Genomic DNA, 17,110 nt, shown 5'->3' with positions numbered 1-17,110 from the left:
TAGGTCCAGAAAACAAGTGTCTGCAATCATCGATAATAGAGGAGCTGGCATACATGAGTTCTTTTAACGGATTGGATATGAGCTTGGGCAATTTGGCGCGTCTGTCGGACGCGAAGACGAGATCGATCAGCCCTGAAAATTTTACCGGCGAAAAGGGCAAAGGCGGTATGGCGACGGAAGGAACGGGCGCAAATTGCGCGCGAGATCTGGGCGTCGGCTGGAAGGTGTCTCCATCCGTCGAGATCGAGCCGGGTACGACGTGTACAATGGGCGAAATTCAGGGACCGGGCGTCATTCAGCACCTGTGGCTGACGTGTTTCCCGGCATATTGGCGGAATTTGATTTTCCGAATTTATTGGGATGGTGAAGACACGCCTTCGGTGGAAGTGCCTGTCGGCGATTTCTTCTGCAACGGCTGGCAAGAGCGGACCGATGTCAATTCATTGCCGGTCGCGGTGAATCCGGCGGGCGGGATGAACAGCTACTGGCAGATGCCGTTCCGCCAATCCGCCCGGTTCACGATGGAGAACACCTCATCTACGGAAAAAGCAGTGCTATACTATCAAATCGACTACGCGCTGACGGAGGTTCCCGAGGATGCGGCATACTTTCACGCGCAGTGGCGCCGCACGAATCCGGTTCCGTACAAGGACGTATGCACGATCATCGACGGCATTTCCGGCAAAGGCCACTACGTTGGCACATACCTCGCGTGGCAGGTGAACAACACCGGTTGGTGGGGCGAAGGAGAAATTAAGTTTTACATGGACGGGGACAAGGAGTTTCCGACGATTTGCGGCACGGGAACCGAAGATTACTTCGGCGGAGCGTGGAATTGGGAGCAGCCGCTCGGCACTTATCGGAACTATTCGACGCCGTATCTCGGCATGCACCAGGTGATCCGGCCGGACGGCCTGTATCGGAGTCAGATGCGGTTCGGCATGTACCGGTGGCATGTGATGGACCCGATCCGGTTCGAGAGCGATTTGCGGGTGACGATTCAGGACCTCGGCTGGCGCTCCGGCGGACGTTATTTGCCACAGCAAAGCGACATCTCTTCCACTGCGTTCTGGTATCAGGCGGAGCCGCATGCTCCGTTCCCGCCGTTGCCGGGCAACGACGAGCGCGAAGTGATATAGGCCGGCACTGGCTTTTCGTGATGAAGACGACGCCACGAGGTTGAGATTGTTCAACAGAAAACCCCTCAATCATTCTATACGGATGATTGAGGGGTTTCTTTGTATGATCATGCGTCACTGTGTCCCCCAGAAACAGGAAAGTCAATGTCGTGCAAACCGGTTATGCCGATCTTCAGGTAATCTAGAGCTGCTTCGTCATATGAACGCATCACTCATGAAACAGGAAGGGAAGATCGGCAATGACTGGCAACGATCCCGCCGACAGCCAAAGCTTGCTATTTGGGCTTCAGGGATACCCGCGGACTGACAGTCAGCACCTTCTTCTTGCCCGATTTGACGGGGAAAGATCCCCCTAACCCCCGTCGGGTAGGCCAACTAAGTCAAAAATCCAACCGATATCGGCAGATTGCGAACTATACGGCGCTTTCAGACTTCGCTTACTGTAGAACACAAGAGGACACAACAAAGGAGCAGCATACATGTTCGGAATCGTTAAAGAACTGAAGGGCAATCGATACTTGTATTTGCTCGGACTGCCGGGAATGATTTTTATGGCGATCTTCGCTTATATCCCGCTGCTCGGGCATCTGCTCGCATTTAAGGATTACAAGTTCAGGGACGGCATCTGGGGGAGCAGATGGGTCGGGTTCAAGCATTTCGAGTTTTTTTTCGGCGGGCATGACTGGAAGCTTGTGACGTTCAACACCATCTATTTGAATCTGCTGTTTATCGTATTCGGGTTAGGGTTTGCGCTGCTTGCCGCCCTGTTGTTGAATGAAATCCGCAGCTCCTTGTTCAAATCTACCGCGCAATCCTTAATTTTTCTACCGTATTTCATTTCCTGGCTTGTTGTCAGCTTTATGGCGTATTCCCTGCTCAATTCGGACGGTATCCTGAACCGCATCCTGATCGCCTCGAAGCTGGACCCCGTCAACTGGTACCAGACTCCCGGCGTATGGCCTTTGCTGCTGACGCTGATTCATATTTGGAAGTTTTCCGGATACTATTCGATTATTTTTCTGGCCGCCATCACGAGCATTTCCTCGGAAATCTATGAGAGCGCCAAGATCGACGGAGCGTCAAGGCTGCAACAGATGATCTATATTACGCTTCCGCAGTTGCGGTCCGTCGTGATCGTGCTGACGTTGCTCGGGATCGGGAGAATTTTTTACGGCGATTTCGGCATGATCTACGGCATCGTCGGCGATAACGGGATGCTCTATTCGACGACGGATGTCATCGATACGTACTCTTACCGGGCGCTAAGGCAATTGGGAGATTTCAGCATGTCGTCCGCGGTCGTGCTTTACCAATCTTTCCTGGGGCTGTGCGCGATTGCCGTGTTTAACTGGGTGGCGAAAAAGGTGGATCCCGACGCGACCCTATATTGAGACTCGAAAGGAATGGACAACATGATCGCTGCGAACAAACCCAGACAATCGGCCGGCGACAGATGGTTTGGCGTTTCGGTTTACCTCTTTATCATCATGTTTGCGCTAGTTTGCTTTATCCCGTTCTGGATGGTGTTCATCAATTCGTTCGCGAAGGAATCGGTGCTCCAGACGGAAGGCTACAAGTTGTGGACAACTTCCGTTCACCTTAACGCTTATCAATACGTACTTGCGGGGAAACAGGTGCTCAAAAGCTATGGCGTGACGCTGTTCGTGACGATTGTCGGCACCGTGGCCGCCATGCTCGTAACCTCCACATATGCTTACGTGCTGTCGCACAGAAAAGTAAAATACCGTAACGTACTGTCGTTTCTCACTTATTTTACGATGATTTTCGGAGCGGGGCTCGTCGGCTTCTACATCCTGATGGTGAGTTGGCTGCATCTGAAGGATTCCATCTGGGCGATGATCCTGCCTTATCTGCTGAATCCTTTCTATGCGTTTGTGCTGGTTGCGTTCTTCCGGAATCTGCCGTATGAAATCTACGAATCGGCGACCGTGGACGGCGTGAACGATATTCGGATCTTTTTCCGGATTATGTGGCCGATCTCCACGCCCGCGCTCGCAACGGTCAGTCTGTTCTACGCGCTGCAGTACTGGAACGATTGGTGGCTGTCGCTGCTCTTCATCGACAATCACGACCTTCATTCCTTGCAGATGATGATTCGCCAGTTGATGTCCAGCGTCAGCGTGTCCAGCTATGTGGGGGGCGGCACGCAGTATACAGGGCAGCCGCCGACCGAAGGCGTGAAGCTGGCGACGGTATGCTTGACGATCGGTCCGATCGTTCTTCTCTACCCTTACGTGCAGAAGTATTTTGTGAAAGGCTTGACGATCGGCTCGGTGAAAGGCTGAACACGGTTTCAATGCGAACTTGCCTGTGGCAGGGGGACATTAAACATATAAAATGAAAAGAAATAGGGAGGATGCAACATGAGAGGAAGATCAGCAGTTTCGGCCGGTTTGGCCGCGATGTTAGCGCTGTTCGTTCTGGCCGGGTGCTCGTCGAACGGCAAAAACAATGCGGAGTCTTCGGCGCCGAGCGCCTCGTCGAAAGAGCCCGCCGGTACGGCATCGGAAGAAACGAAGACGGAGAAGCTCGATCCCGTAACGCTGCGCATCATGCTTCCCGGCGACAAGCCGAGCGATTACGACGATGTGAAGGCGGAGATCGAGAAAAGGCTGGCGGACACGCTGAACGTCAAGATCGACATCACGTACGTCCCTTGGTCGGATTTGTCCACGAAAACGCAGGTGACGCTGGCGGCAGGCGAGAATTACGATCTCATCTATGATGCTCCGTGGCTGCACATGAACCAAATGATCTCGGCGGGATATTATGAGCCGTTGGACGAATTAATCGCGAAATACGGTCCGACGCTCCAAAGTACCCGTCCACAGCAGATGTGGGACGCCAACAAGTTTGACGGTAAAATCATGGGCGTTCCGCTGGGCATTTTCATGGTGCAAGGGCACTCTTATCTCATTCGTAAAGACTTGCGCGAGGAGCTCGGGCTGCCTCCGATCACGACGTATGACGATCTCATCAAGTACGCCTATGCGGTGAAAGACAAATATCCGAAGCTCTCGCCGATCGTGCCCGCTTCGAGCGACGACGAGAAAGGTTACTCCTGGGCGGCGTTCCGCCAGAACGACGAAACCGGCAAAATTCGTTCCACTCATGCGCTGAACAACAGCTTCTTGCTCTACTACAAGAACAACGACGGCAAAGTGTACAACCTGCTTGAAGACAAGGACCCGACGATCTGGGGCTGGATTACCGACGCCAGAAAGCTGTATCAGGACAAAATCATCAGTCCCGACGTCATGTCGATCAAGGATTGGTCGGGCGAATTCCATACCGGCAAAAGCGCGATTACGCTCACGAGAAGCTTCAAATACGACTACTGGCAGCCGAATGTTCTGCAGCAGAACGTCCCGACGGGCACGATGGAGAATGTGATCCTGATGGATTTCACTCCGGGCGCGAATATTATCAACTACCAGATGGACAACTTCATCAGCGTACCGGCCGTCAGCAAAAACAAAGAGAGAGCCATCCAGTTCCTGAACTGGGCGAACGAGAAAGACAATTACGACCTGATCGAGCACGGCATCCCGGGCAAGTCGTGGGAGGCGGTCGGCGACAACAAGTACAAGGACCTGATCACGGAATCCCACGGACTGGCTTCCTTCAGCATGATCTGGAACCCCGTGCAGGAGAGATATCCCGACACGGACGAAGACGAGACGGTTGCGAAGAAAGATTTTATCAAGAACGGCGACAACTTCACCCCGGATATTCTGACCGGCTTCTCGTTCAACAGCGAACCAGTGAAGAACGAAATCTCGCAGTACAACGCCATTCAGTCGAAATATTATTCCATTCTGTTTAACGGCGTCGGAGACCCCGACGAGTATTACGGCAAGTTCCAGAAGGAAGCAAAGGACTTGCTCGCTACCATTCAGCAGGACCTTCAGAAGCAGATCGACGCTTTCCTGGCTGCGAAAAAATAAGCAAATTCGGAAGAAGGCATTCCTTCGGCAGGATAACGATTGTCCGCGCCGAAGGGATGACTCTGCAAAACAAGCATCGGAGGGGGAACGCTCATGTGGTTGGCCAGACTCAGATTCGCCAAATCGGTCATGTTCATCCTGATTGTTATCACGATCGTCATGATCCCGTTTACGCTTCTTCTGTCTCGTCAATTTACCGAGTACGCGTCCGATGAGATCAACCGCTTTAACCAGGACAAAGTCGTGCAAACCGCCAACAATCTGGACTTTTTCCTCACCAATCTGAAGGTATTCGGCATCAATATTTACGAGGATCAGCGCATCCAGAGCTGGCTAATGACCAAACAGCAGGATATTGAAGCGCAGCAGGTCGCGGAGCAGGCGATGAAGCTCTACTTGACGACACAGCCGTTTATTGCCAAAAGCTACCTGATCAACCTGCGTTCGGAGTCCGTTCTGGATTCCGAGAAAGGGCAAAACCGGTTTCAGAGCTTTCCCGATCAGGAGATTCTGTCGAGCATCCGGAACCACCGTCAGTCTTTTCTGCGCTACTTCAGCCATACCGTCGACGGACGGTCCTATTTGGCTTTGATCTATCCTTCGACGCCATCGCGCATCAATTATTACGGCTACCTGGTGCTTCTGCTGGACAAAGACATGCTGAACGAGCGCCTGCTGTCCAACAACCAGCCGAATACCCTTAACTATGTGACGGACGAGCAGGGCAATGTGGTGATCGGTGACGGAACGTTCCGCGACAAGGAAGAGTGGACGCCGAATTTGGCGGCGTTAAGCTCGCAGGAGTGGACCATCTATTCCTACAATCGTCTGCACACGCTGCGGGAGCACGTCCGTTCCTTTAACGCCAAGATCGTCTGGAACTTTCTCGGCTTGCTATGTCTGCTTGTGCTCATTGCGGTATGGAACGCGGTTCGGACGTACAGTCCGATCGCCAAGCTGTACAAGCTCATTCAGCAGAGAATGGACAAGCAGAAAGCGCGGACGGAGGACGACGCGTACCTGTCGCGGCAGGGGATGAAATACATTCGGGACCGCGTGGAGTATCTGCTCGACAGCGTGGACAGGATGAGCCAGGAGATGTCGACACATCGCAGCGTAGTTCGGGAAGAGTATATGCGGCAATGGATTTTGCAGGGGAAAATGACGCCGTCCATTCGGGAGCTGGTGGAAAGCGAAAGCGAACTGACGTCATTTCCTCATCTGTATCTGGTTGTCGTCCGTATGGAGTCTTATCAGGCATTGTGCGAGAAATACAACTACTATTCGAGAAAACTGCTGAAGTTCGCCATGGGGAATATCGCTTCGGAAATTATCCGCAACGAGGGCTGGGGCGTTCAGAGCGTCGATCTCGGGACGGACCATCTGATTGTACTGATCGGACGCCGCGAGGATACCGAACTGGACTACCTTCCCGTCATCCGCGACGTGGGCGAGCAGATCAAGGTGTGGCTGAAAATTCCCAACGTTGCCGCGAGCAGCCACGCCGTCCGGATCGAGGACGATTTGCGGAGCCTGTACGATACCGTGCTGGAGCTTACGCTGCTCAAGTTCGTCAGCGGCGAGGATAAAGTGTACACGCCCGACGATTTGCAGCATTTCGTGGAGACGTATCAGCCCCCGGCCTCCGAGGTCGTCATCGAGCAGATGATTAACGCCGTCCGGCTGGGGAAAACGGAAGAAGTGGAGGCGCTCACGGACCGTTTGTTCAGGGAACTGCAATCGCTCACGCACGAGAAGCTAAAGCTGCAGCTGATGTTCGTCACCTATACGCTGTTCAAGGCGTTCAGCCAGTTGAAGCTCGTGCAGAACGAAGAGAATATTGTTGAGCTGCTGGAAAGCTTCGACACGCTGCAGCAATACCGGCTGTGGCTAGAGCAGATGATCCGCGAGGTCACGGCACGAATCAACGTTCCGGCAGGCGGCGGGCGCAAGAGCGAGCTGGCGTCGGAGATCGCGCAATATGCGAAGGACCATCTGCAGGACCCGATGCTGACGCAGGAGCAGATTGCCAGCCATTTGTCGCTCTCCTACAGCTACGTTCGGTCGGTGTTCAAAGAGGCGCACGGCATGACGCTGGCCGACTTCATCCTGAACGAGCGCATTTCGCTGGCGATGGAGCTGCTCATCCGCACGAAGTCCGCGATTCCGGACATTGCCGAGCAGGCCGGCTTCCAGTCGCGAAGCTATTTCTTCACCGTGTTCAAGAAGATGACGGGGATGACGCCGAACGAGTTCAGACTGCTGCAACGTAGCAAGCAGCTTCCAGAAGGGGGGCAGGAGGGGCGCGACGGACATTCTTAGAGCGTGCCGGATGGAGGGTGGCAGAGCGGGGCGAGAGGGAGGATCATCGGCTTGTCGGATGTGCGGTGTTTGGCTAAGTGTAAAAAGAACAATTAGATTCGCTGAAAAACGCTTAGGGGCGGAACTAAGTGTTAAACAGGCATTTAACTTGACTGTTTTGCCCGTTGGCGGGGATTCGGGCCTGATCTAAGTGTCGAAAATGCAATTAGATTTCTCGGACGACAAAACCCCGGCCATCTAAATGCTCAATATACACTTAGCCTAGCGTACAACCGCACAAACTCCCGAAACCTCCGACGCGTGAACGCAACTGACAACAAACCATCCGTTTTCGCTCCACGCCCCGGCCCGTTTCGTAAGCATTGAGCGATATCAGAAAATAAAGGAGGCAGTATAATGTTAAATCGAAGGTTGAAAGCGCTTGCAGTAGGGGCAGCGTTAGTGACGCTGATGCTCTGGGGCAGATCGCCCGCCGCCGACGCCAGCAATCTGGATTTGCCGGTCAGCCTGGTAACGGCGTCCTCTTCCCAAGCGGGGAACGGGCCGGCCAAAGCTTCCGACGATATTCATCTGGACGCCGGCAACAAGTGGGCGGCCAACGCGGCGCCGACATCTTCCAGCCCGCAGTGGATCAAGTTCGATCTGGGCAGCGCGAAATATGTGGGAGCGATCGAGATTTACCCGAATATCGGTCACGGTCCGAAAGCGTTCACTATCGAAACGTCTACGGACGACGTCTCGTACGCCGTGCAGAAGACGGTTAATCTGACTGCGGACAAGCGTACCTTTCACGATTGGACCCCGCTCAAAGCCAGGTACGTGAGAATCAAAGCCACATCCGGGTTCAACAACGACGTTCAGCTCAGAGAAGTCTATCTGTTTTCGAAAATTTTGCCGCATCGGGTATCGACTTTGTCGGCCGGGGACCTCTACGACTTCTCCAGAAGTACGGAAGCGGGCTTCGATGCGCTGAAGCGCGCCAACATCCAGTTGGTGAATCCGATCATCGTAGGTTATGCGCCCGACTTCACCGTTCAGACGCTGCCTAACGGAGGCGATCCGGCGGACGACGCTAATTACGACTGGACGTACGCGGACGAAATGGTGAATCGCTTCACTTCCCACGGATTCGATATGTTCATCGGGGAAAATCTCGGCTTGCTGACGCCTTACTGGTCGCAGTTGAAGACACCTCTCATCGACGAGAACGGCAGCCAGTTTCTGGACGAGGTTAAAGCGAATCCTTTTGTGGACGATACGTTAACGCTATACAGCACTTACAACAAGAAGGTGGCCCAGCATTTCAGCGATAATCCTTACGTGCGGCTGCAGGCGATTACGGGTCCGGGATATTTCGGAGGCGTTGAAATCTACGGGGGAGATATCGTCAATCCGACCCTCTGGGTGTACGACGACAACGCCAAAGCCAAGTTCAGGCAGTGGCTGCAAACCAAGTATGCCACAATCGCCGATGTAAATCTGGCCTGGGGAACGACTTATGCGGGTTGGAGCGACATTCAACCGCCCAAGCCGCTGCGTACGGGAATGCCGGGATCTTACGATACGCGCCAGAGCTGGTCCGATCTGATGTTCTGGCTGCGCGACCATCTGGCTAATTACACCCGCCAGACGATCGAAGCTGTGCGGAGCGCGACGGATAAGCCGCTCTATATCGAGACCGATGGCGGCCACTGGTTCTCCCCGATGGAAAGCCAAGCCAGTCTCGGGATGGCGGCGAGAATCGCTGCCGACTACAAACCGTTCGTGTTCGCGAGCAGCGGAGGCGACGAAGTTTTCGGCGCGGCGGGCATAGCGGCCGCGGCAAGGTTCTATGGCTTCGATACGGCGATTGACAATGCCAATTACGAGAACAAGAAGCTGAGCGATGACACGATGTTCTCGCTGCTGGCCAAGGGAATTGGAACGTTCAACAACAGCAACATGGCCGAGGATTTCGCCGGAAGCGGTTGGACGGGCACAGAGCATACGACGGGATGGGATCCGACCGGCACGTATACGGGAACGCAGGAGCTGCAGCAATACGCGCAGCGGTCGGGTCGGCTGCTGGCCGTCGATCCGTTGCCGGAAGGCGTCGATGTGGCGATCTACAATTCGTTTTACTCCAGCAATTATCGCAAAGGGTACAGATACGACGACTACATGAATATTTATGACCGGGATCACGGGCTCGGATTTAACGTCAGGCCTTTCGCGAGTTGGTCGCATTATCTGGATACGCCGGACGTAATCGATGACTTCCTGATCGAAGACGGCGTGCTGGCGAACTACAAGCTGCTTGTCTCGGCCAACTCCAGCCTGACGCTCACTTCCGACGTCGCGCAGAGCAGTCTGTTGAACTGGGTCCACGGCGGTAAAGCGATTGTCGGCTTCGGCAAAGACAGCTTTAACTACAAGCTGAATCTGGCAACTCGCTCGGTATCGGGCGACACGAACGTCGCCAGTTGGATGATGGGTATCTCGGGAGGCAGCACGGCCACGACGACGGCGAGCCGGACGGCCAGCGTCGCCGCGAACAAACCGGCATGGCTGACGTCGTTGAAGGTGGGCGAAACGGCGCAATTCACTGTCTCAGACAGCAGTCAGGCGCAGGTTTTCACCAGCCTCCTTCCCGGCGCCACGCCTGTGCTCGTCGACGGGAACGGCAACGCGCTGATGGTGGAATACAGCTACGGCAGCGGGAAAGTGCTGTACAGCACTATTCCCGTGAGCGACAGTGAAATGTTTTACGACGCGTTCATGGGAAAAATTCTGCATGACTTCGCCGATCATGTCGGAGTCGTCCGGAAAGTGAAATATGACGGCGACCGTTATCATGTCGCCTATATGGGGACGAATAAGCAGAACGGCAACAAATTTGCGGTCGTGGCCGACCCTGAATACATGTCGAATGGCCAGACGCTCAAGATCGAGGCCGATTCCAGCTTGAACGGTTCTGTCATGGAAGTGGATTTGACGGCGCCGTGGACCCAGGTCGTCGGCGGACGAATAAAAGAAGAGTCGCTGGAGCTGCCGCAGAAAAGGATAACGTATACGGCGTCTTCAACACAACCTTTGCTGGTGAACTCGCTTCCTTACGGTTATCTGCCGGTGACGGAGGTCAGCGCAGGCATGCACGAGAAACCGTTCAATCCGAAGTCGGTCGTCGATCTTCCGAAGGAAGAAGCGGGCTATTGGAAAGGCGGGAGCGCTTCTCCCGACAAGCCGCAAACGCTGATTGCCGATTTCGGAGACGTATACCCCGTGAGCGGGATGGAACTGTACCCGATCGGGGACAAGGACGAGCGGGAGATTTTCTCTTTCGAGACGGGCAGCTACAACGGATGGACGACAACCGGCGTTGCGTTCGGGACGGCGCCGACTTCCGGCACCCACTTTGGCGCGATATCCGGTATAAAGGGCAAGTATTGGGCGGATTCGCAGTGGGGGGGAGAAGCGGCGACCGGCACGCTCAGGAGTCCGAATTTTACGATCGACAAGGATGTGCTGAGCCTCAGGATCGTCGGATATGACGGACCGGCAGGTACGGACAACCGCAATTTTATTTACATCAGGCGGGTTTCGGATAACGCGATTCTCTATACCGTCAAACCTCCCCAGAGCGACGCGTTCGTGACGAGAAGGCTGGAGGTGACGCGCGACATCGGCACCGAAGCGTATCTGGAGATCGTCGATAACGATACTGCGGCCGCTTACGGATGGCTGGGCGCGGACGCCGTGGCTCTCGGCAGTTACAGGGAAAACAAAGACATCCCCGAATACGCGTTCGAGCAAGGCAGCTTTGCCGGATGGACGGTAACGGGAACCGCATTCGGCTCCGCTCCGACGACCTCGGATCACGGCGGGCTGGTAAAAGGCTGGAGAGGTTCGTACTGGGCCGATTCCAAGTCGGGGGGAGACGCCGCCACGGGCACGTTGACTTCGGGGAGCTTCCTGCCGGAAAAAGAACTGCTGAAGTTCAGAATCGCCGGTTTCGACGGAGGAGCGGGAGACTCGAATTTGAACTTCGTATATTTGCGGAGAGCTTCGGACGACGCGATCCTGTTGACGGCTAAACCCCCGCAGAGCGACAGCTTCACGGAAGTCACCTGGGACGTGACGCCCTATATGGGCACACGGGTCTATATTCAGGCCGTGGACGGCAACTTCGGCAGTCTGTACGGATGGCTCGGCATCGACGACATCTTCTTCAGCGGCAATTACGGCTTCGAGCGAGGCACTTATTCCGGCTGGACGGCGACCGGCAACGGCTTCGGCACGGCACCGACTTACCAGCATAGCGACGAGAACCTTCCCTGGAGCAAAAAGATATTAGACGTTCCCGGATACGACGGAAAGTATTACGCAGGCACTCATGCGGCAGGCAATATTGCGACGGGCACACTGACAAGCAAGACGTTCGTGATCGAGAAGCCGGTCCTTTCCTATTTGGCGGCCGGCTACGACGGACGGAGCGGCAGCAGCAACCAGAACTATTATTGGCTGATTCGCGCTTCGGACAATGTGCCTTTATACGTCGCCAAACCGCCGCAAGCCGGACATTTTGTCCAGAAATATTGGGATGTGTCGGCCTATATCGGAACGGAAGTGTATGTGAAAGTGGAGGACGGCGTCGCATACGACGTTGTCGACAACAAGGATTACGGATGGCTGGCTTTTGACGATCTGACACAATTGGAAAACTTCGATTTCGAAGTCGGCACATGGGGCGGATGGACCAAGACGGGCACGGCGTTCGGCGGCTCGCCGCAAGCCTACAATCCGCTGGGAAGCGTAGACGGCTTCAGAGGATCGTACTATGCCGCATCCTACGTCGGCGGAGAATCCGCGACGGGCACGCTGACGAGCAGAGCTTTCGTGCTGGAGAACGGCATTTTCTCCTTCCGCAAAGCCGGCTATGACGGACCGTCGGGGACGAGCAATCAGAATTTCTATTATTTGCGAAGAGCGTCCGACAACGCTATCCTGTTCACCGCCAAGCCGCCGCAAAGCGACAAGTTCAGCTTGCAAACCTGGGATGTTTCGGCATACGTGGGCGAGAAGGTCATCTTCCAGGTCGTGGACGGCAACGCTTCCGGCGCCAACGCCTGGCTCGCCGTGGACGACATCAACTGGAGAGGGTCGGGTCCGAAAAGCTTTACCGTTCAGACGTCGACAGACGGCGTGAACTGGGGACCGGCCGTGCTGACGGTAGCGGATCAAGGCAACAAGGACGATGCCTACGCGTGGACGCCGGTATCGGCGCGTTACGTGAAGCTGAATATCACGGAAGGTTACGCCGACTCCGTGATGATCCGGCAGCTCGCCTTCCGCCGGAGCCTGACGCCTCTGTCCGTCGCAGCGGTGACGGCGTCCTCGCAGGCGGCCGGCTATGAAGCGGCTAAAGCCGTCGATGGCATCACCGAATCCGACGTCAATATGTGGGCGCCGGTCGGCTCGCCGCCCGCCTGGATTCAATTCGATCTGGGCAGCGCGAAGAGCGTGCGGGCGGTGGAGGTTTTCCCGAGAAACAACATCCTGGCGCAGAAGTTGGGGCCCAAGGCGTTTACGATCGAGACGTCCGCCGACGGCATTTCCTGGACAACCGTGTATACTGCCAAGAACAGCGGCCAGAACGACGTGATCTATTCGTTCCCGGCGGTGAACGCAAGGTATGTGAAGCTGAATGTCTCTGCGGGCTGGAACGATACGGCTCAAATCAGGGAAGTCCGGATTTATCCTTAACCGAAGCGCGCGGGGAACGAGCCGTCGTTCACCGCGCGTTTTCACGCTGCTGCTGTCTCCACATGGAAGGGCTGACCCCGTACGTATTCTTGAATAAGCGGCTGAAATAGTGGATGCTGCCGTAGCCCGTCAGTCGGACGATGTCCTGTATCGGCAGATCGCTATTGCTCAGATGGTTGATCGCGGCGTTCATCCTGAGGCGGTTCAAGTATTGGAACGGAGTCATGCCCGTGGACTGCTTGAATAGGCGTATCAAATAGGACGGATGGTGATAAACCAGGTCGGCCAAGTCTTTCATCGTGATCTCTTCTCTATAGAACGATTCCATGAAATGCATGAGCGATTCGACCGCCTTGGTGGATTCCGGGGGACCGGAGTCATGCCCGTGGGCCGAAACGATCTGTCTGACCAGCAAAACGACCTTCTGAATCTCAGTCGTCACGAGTTGGTCGATGAGCGCGGGTTGGGCCGCCAATTCGGATTCGAGGTGGTTGCGAATCTGGTTCATTGTCGATAGAACGACGGAGTGGGCATAGGAGGGCGACAGCCCCTCGCTCTGCATCGCGTTCCAGCGAATGATCTCGGAGAGGCCGAGGAACGGGTCGTCCCGCATCTCCGCCTCCATGAACAGGAAGCTGTAATGGGGCGAGATTTTCGTTAGTTGATGCGTCGTGTTCGGCGTCAGGAAAAATAAAGCGGGTCCCTTGGCCTTATAGATCCGGTCCTGCCAGTCCAATTGAACTTCGCCGGAAGAGACATACAAAATTTCATGATGATAGGGGTGTAGGCCTCCACTTTCATAGCTTTGGGGGGAGGTCAGCGTGATGTTCCCGTATTTGCGGATATGCATGAAATGCCTCCGATTCTGATTAGGTCAATATAGTACAAATAGAATGGGGATATTGTCCACTTAGTTTGCTTTAATATAGGTTCGGATTTCTATTGTGGCGGATCAAATACAAATGCTTTTTGATGAAACCAGTCTATAATTGCGTTGCAAGATTGTAAAGCCTGACCGAATGACAAGGAGCGGGCGGTGGTCGTCCGCGAGGTGAATCGAGAAAAGCAGCGGGGGGGACGCTTCAATGAATCAAACCAACGAGCGATTGTTCGGACCTGAACGATTGCTGTGCGAGTATGCAAGAAATCCAATCGGAATCGACTCGAAATCGCCTCTTCTGTCTTGGGCGATGCGACATTCGGAACGAGGGCAATGGCAATCGGCTTACCGGGTCATCGTATCCAGCAGTCCGGAGTCGGCGCGGCAAAATCAAGGCGATCTATGGGACAGCGGCAAGGTTCTTTCCGCACAATCTAGCGGCATCGCGTACGGCGGCGCCGAACTTGGGAGCAGGCAAACTTGTTACTGGAAAGTCAGGCTGTGGGACAAGTACGGCAACGAAAGCGATGACAGCGAAATCGCCGTGTTCGAAACGGGACTGCTGGAGCCGGAGGATTGGAAGGGCAACTGGCTTGGCCATGCCGGGGGATTTAACGGTTCGTCAATCCTGATGCGCAAGGAATTTGAATTAAGTAAGCAAGTTTCCAAGGCCAGAGTCTATATTGCCGGGCTTGGCTATTACGAGTTCAGAATGAACGGCCGGAAGGTCGGAGACCACGTGCTCGATCCCGGTACGACGGATTACAGCAAACGGGTTCTCTATTGTACCTACGATGTTACGGAGCTGTTGCAACACGGAAAAAACGTCGTCGGCGTTCATCTCGGCAATGGCTGGTACGGAGCGCCGAAGGCGTTGATCCAAATGCACATCGATTTCGATGACGGAACGAGCGAAGAAGTGTGCACGCGATGGGATTGGGGAGCGGGGTGGCATATTTCGCGCGGCCCGATCGTCCGGAATGGCATTTTCGAAGGAGAGCTGTACGACGCACGGCTTGAGAAAGAAGGCTGGGACACCGCGGCGTACGATTTTGCACGTTATAACCACAGGGCAAACGGGTGGATCACGGCTTCTTCCGTAGAAAGCCCGGGAGGAAAGCTCGTATCGCAGACGATGGAACCGATTAAGGTCATGGGCGAGCTCGAGCCGATCGACGTATCAGTCATCGGAGATCAAGTCAGAGTATACGATATCGGCCAAAATATGGCGGGTTGGGCGAAGATTGCGGTAAGCGGCGAGGCGGGCGCCATCGTGTCCTTGAAATATGCGGAAAGCCTCTACGACGACGGGACGGTCAACCAGGAAAATTTGCGGCTTGCCGATGCCAAGGACACCTATATTCTAAAGGGTTCAGGGGAAGAGATTTATGCGCCGAGGTTTACCTATCATGGCTTCCGCTATGTGCAAGTAGGGATAGAGGCGGGCACGGCCGAGGTGTCGCGGTTAACCGCGCAGATCGTCAGAAGCTCTGTCGAGCCGATAGGTGCCTTTGAATGCAGTAACGAGCTCATTAACCGGATTCATCGCAACGTCTGGTGGACGGAAGCGAGTAATCTTCACGGCATCCCGACGGACTGTCCTCAGCGGGACGAGCGCATGGCCTGGCTGAACGACGCGACGGCCAGGGCGGATGAAGCGCTGTATAACTTCGACATGTCGAGATTTTATCAGAAATGGTTGGACGATATAAGCGATACCCGCGACGGGCGAACCGGTGCGATCGCCGACACGGCGCCGTACCGATGGGGATTTCGGCCGGCCGACCCGGTTGTCAGCTGCTATTTGACGATTCCATTGCTGCTGTATCGCCATTATGGGAACAAGCGGGTACTTGTGCAGCATTACGAGGGACTCAAGGGATGGACCGAGTATTTGGCGAACGAGGCGGAAGACTTCATCGTCAAGCGCAGCTACTTTGGGGATTGGGCGTCTCCGGTGATTGATTGCGAACCGCAGAGCGATGGAGACGGTGCGATATCGAAGGGAACGCCGGGGGAGCTCATGTCGACGGCGCACTTCTATTGGAACGCCCGGCTGCTCGCCCAAATCGCGGCCATCTTGGATAAACCGGAGGAAGAAGAGCAATTCGCCACGCTCGCACGCAAAATCAAAGAGGCGTTTAACCGAAGCTTCTTCGACGAAGAAGCGAACCGTTACGTCCAAGGCAGCCAAGGCTCGCAAGCCATCGCGCTTAGATTCGGGCTGGTTCGCGAAGACAAAGTCGAGGATGTCGTTGGCCATCTCGTTCGGGACATCGAACAAGTTCATGATGATCATCTCAGCACCGGTAATCAGTGCACCAAGCACATGCTCGAGACGTTGGCGGAGCACGGCCGGATCGAAACGGCATACCGGATCGTTACGCAGACGACTTACCCGAGCTGGGGATTCATGATCGCGAACGGCGCGACGACGATCTGGGAGAGGTGGGAATACGACATCGGCAACGAGATGAATTCCCGAAATCATCCGATGCATGCCAACGTGGGGTCATGGTTCTACAAGGTTTTGGCGGGTATCAACGCGGACGATTCCGCGCGGGGTTTCGACAAGATGGTGATCAAGCCTTACCCGACAAGCGATCTGACATTCGTGAACGCTTCTTTGAAAACGATCAACGGTAGCGTTGAGGTGCAGTGGGTTCGGAGAGACGGCGAGTTTATTTTGAAAGCGAATATTCCGGCCAACAGCCGCGCCAAATTGTGTATGCCCGTTCCCTTGTCGGGTTCGATGGCGTTCATCGTTAGGGAGGGGAACGACACCGTATGGGCGGATGGACGATTCGTGGAGGGAACGTCAGGCGTATACGGCGGCTCAATGAGAGAGGGCTATGTCGAGCTTGATGTCGGATCCGGCGGATACGTATTTACGATAAAACATACTGAAGGGTTTGTTGGCCGTCATGCTTCGCTTCCGGTAGGCCTCCGTTAGCCGAAACCTAATGGGCAATATGCTCCGCTTTGTCTACGAATCTACCCGTATACACGAAGAATCTCCCCGGCTTGTTGCGGGGAGATTCTTCGTGCTGGAGGACAAT

8 protein-coding genes are annotated in these 17,110 nt (G+C 54.9%); 7 read left to right on the top strand and 1 reads right to left on the bottom strand.

Annotated features, from left to right (window positions below; all coding sequences use genetic code 11):
• The first annotated feature begins 53 nt into the window (after positions 1 to 53).
• From ACFPOF_RS28555 to ACFPOF_RS28530, 6 genes are all read left to right on the top strand, one after another.
• Entirely contained in the window at positions 54 to 1,139 is a 1,086-nt protein-coding gene (locus tag ACFPOF_RS28555) for a glycoside hydrolase family 172 protein (protein WP_378138792.1), read from the top strand.
• A gap of 479 nt (positions 1,140 to 1,618) precedes the next feature.
• Positions 1,619 to 2,530, top strand: coding sequence for an ABC transporter permease (locus tag ACFPOF_RS28550; RefSeq protein WP_378138791.1), 912 nt, complete (start codon positions 1,619 to 1,621; stop codon positions 2,528 to 2,530).
• A gap of 21 nt (positions 2,531 to 2,551) precedes the next feature.
• Positions 2,552 to 3,445: a carbohydrate ABC transporter permease gene (locus ACFPOF_RS28545; RefSeq protein WP_378138790.1), complete on the top strand. Its 894-nt coding sequence runs from the start codon at positions 2,552 to 2,554 to the stop codon at positions 3,443 to 3,445.
• Between the two features lie 78 nt (positions 3,446 to 3,523).
• Entirely contained in the window at positions 3,524 to 5,107 is a 1,584-nt protein-coding gene (locus ACFPOF_RS28540) for an extracellular solute-binding protein (RefSeq protein WP_378138789.1), read from the top strand.
• 93 nt (positions 5,108 to 5,200) lie between these two features.
• Positions 5,201 to 7,429, top strand: a complete 2,229-nt coding sequence (locus tag ACFPOF_RS28535) for an AraC family transcriptional regulator (RefSeq protein ID WP_378138788.1) — start codon at positions 5,201 to 5,203, stop codon at positions 7,427 to 7,429.
• 396 nt (positions 7,430 to 7,825) lie between these two features.
• On the top strand, positions 7,826 to 13,171 hold the full coding sequence (locus ACFPOF_RS28530) for a discoidin domain-containing protein (RefSeq protein WP_378138787.1): 5,346 nt from the start codon (positions 7,826 to 7,828) through the stop codon (positions 13,169 to 13,171).
• A gap of 28 nt (positions 13,172 to 13,199) precedes the next feature.
• Here ACFPOF_RS28530 and ACFPOF_RS28525 read toward each other — a convergent pair whose 3' ends face one another.
• Positions 13,200 to 14,021 (bottom strand): helix-turn-helix domain-containing protein, encoded by an 822-nt coding sequence (locus ACFPOF_RS28525; RefSeq protein WP_378138786.1) that lies wholly within the window; start codon positions 14,019 to 14,021, stop codon positions 13,200 to 13,202.
• A 235-nt stretch (positions 14,022 to 14,256) separates the two neighbouring features.
• Here ACFPOF_RS28525 and ACFPOF_RS28520 point away from each other — a divergent pair, with 235 nt between their 5' ends.
• Complete coding sequence (locus ACFPOF_RS28520; protein WP_378138785.1) at positions 14,257 to 17,004, top strand: alpha-L-rhamnosidase; 2,748 nt, start codon at positions 14,257 to 14,259, stop codon at positions 17,002 to 17,004.
• Positions 17,005 to 17,110 lie beyond the last annotated feature (106 nt).

This window comes from Cohnella soli, assembly GCF_042655525.1.
In the GTDB taxonomy this organism is placed as follows: Bacteria; Bacillota; Bacilli; order Paenibacillales; family Paenibacillaceae; genus Cohnella; species Cohnella soli.
This window is presented reverse-complemented; position numbering and strand designations above follow the sequence as displayed.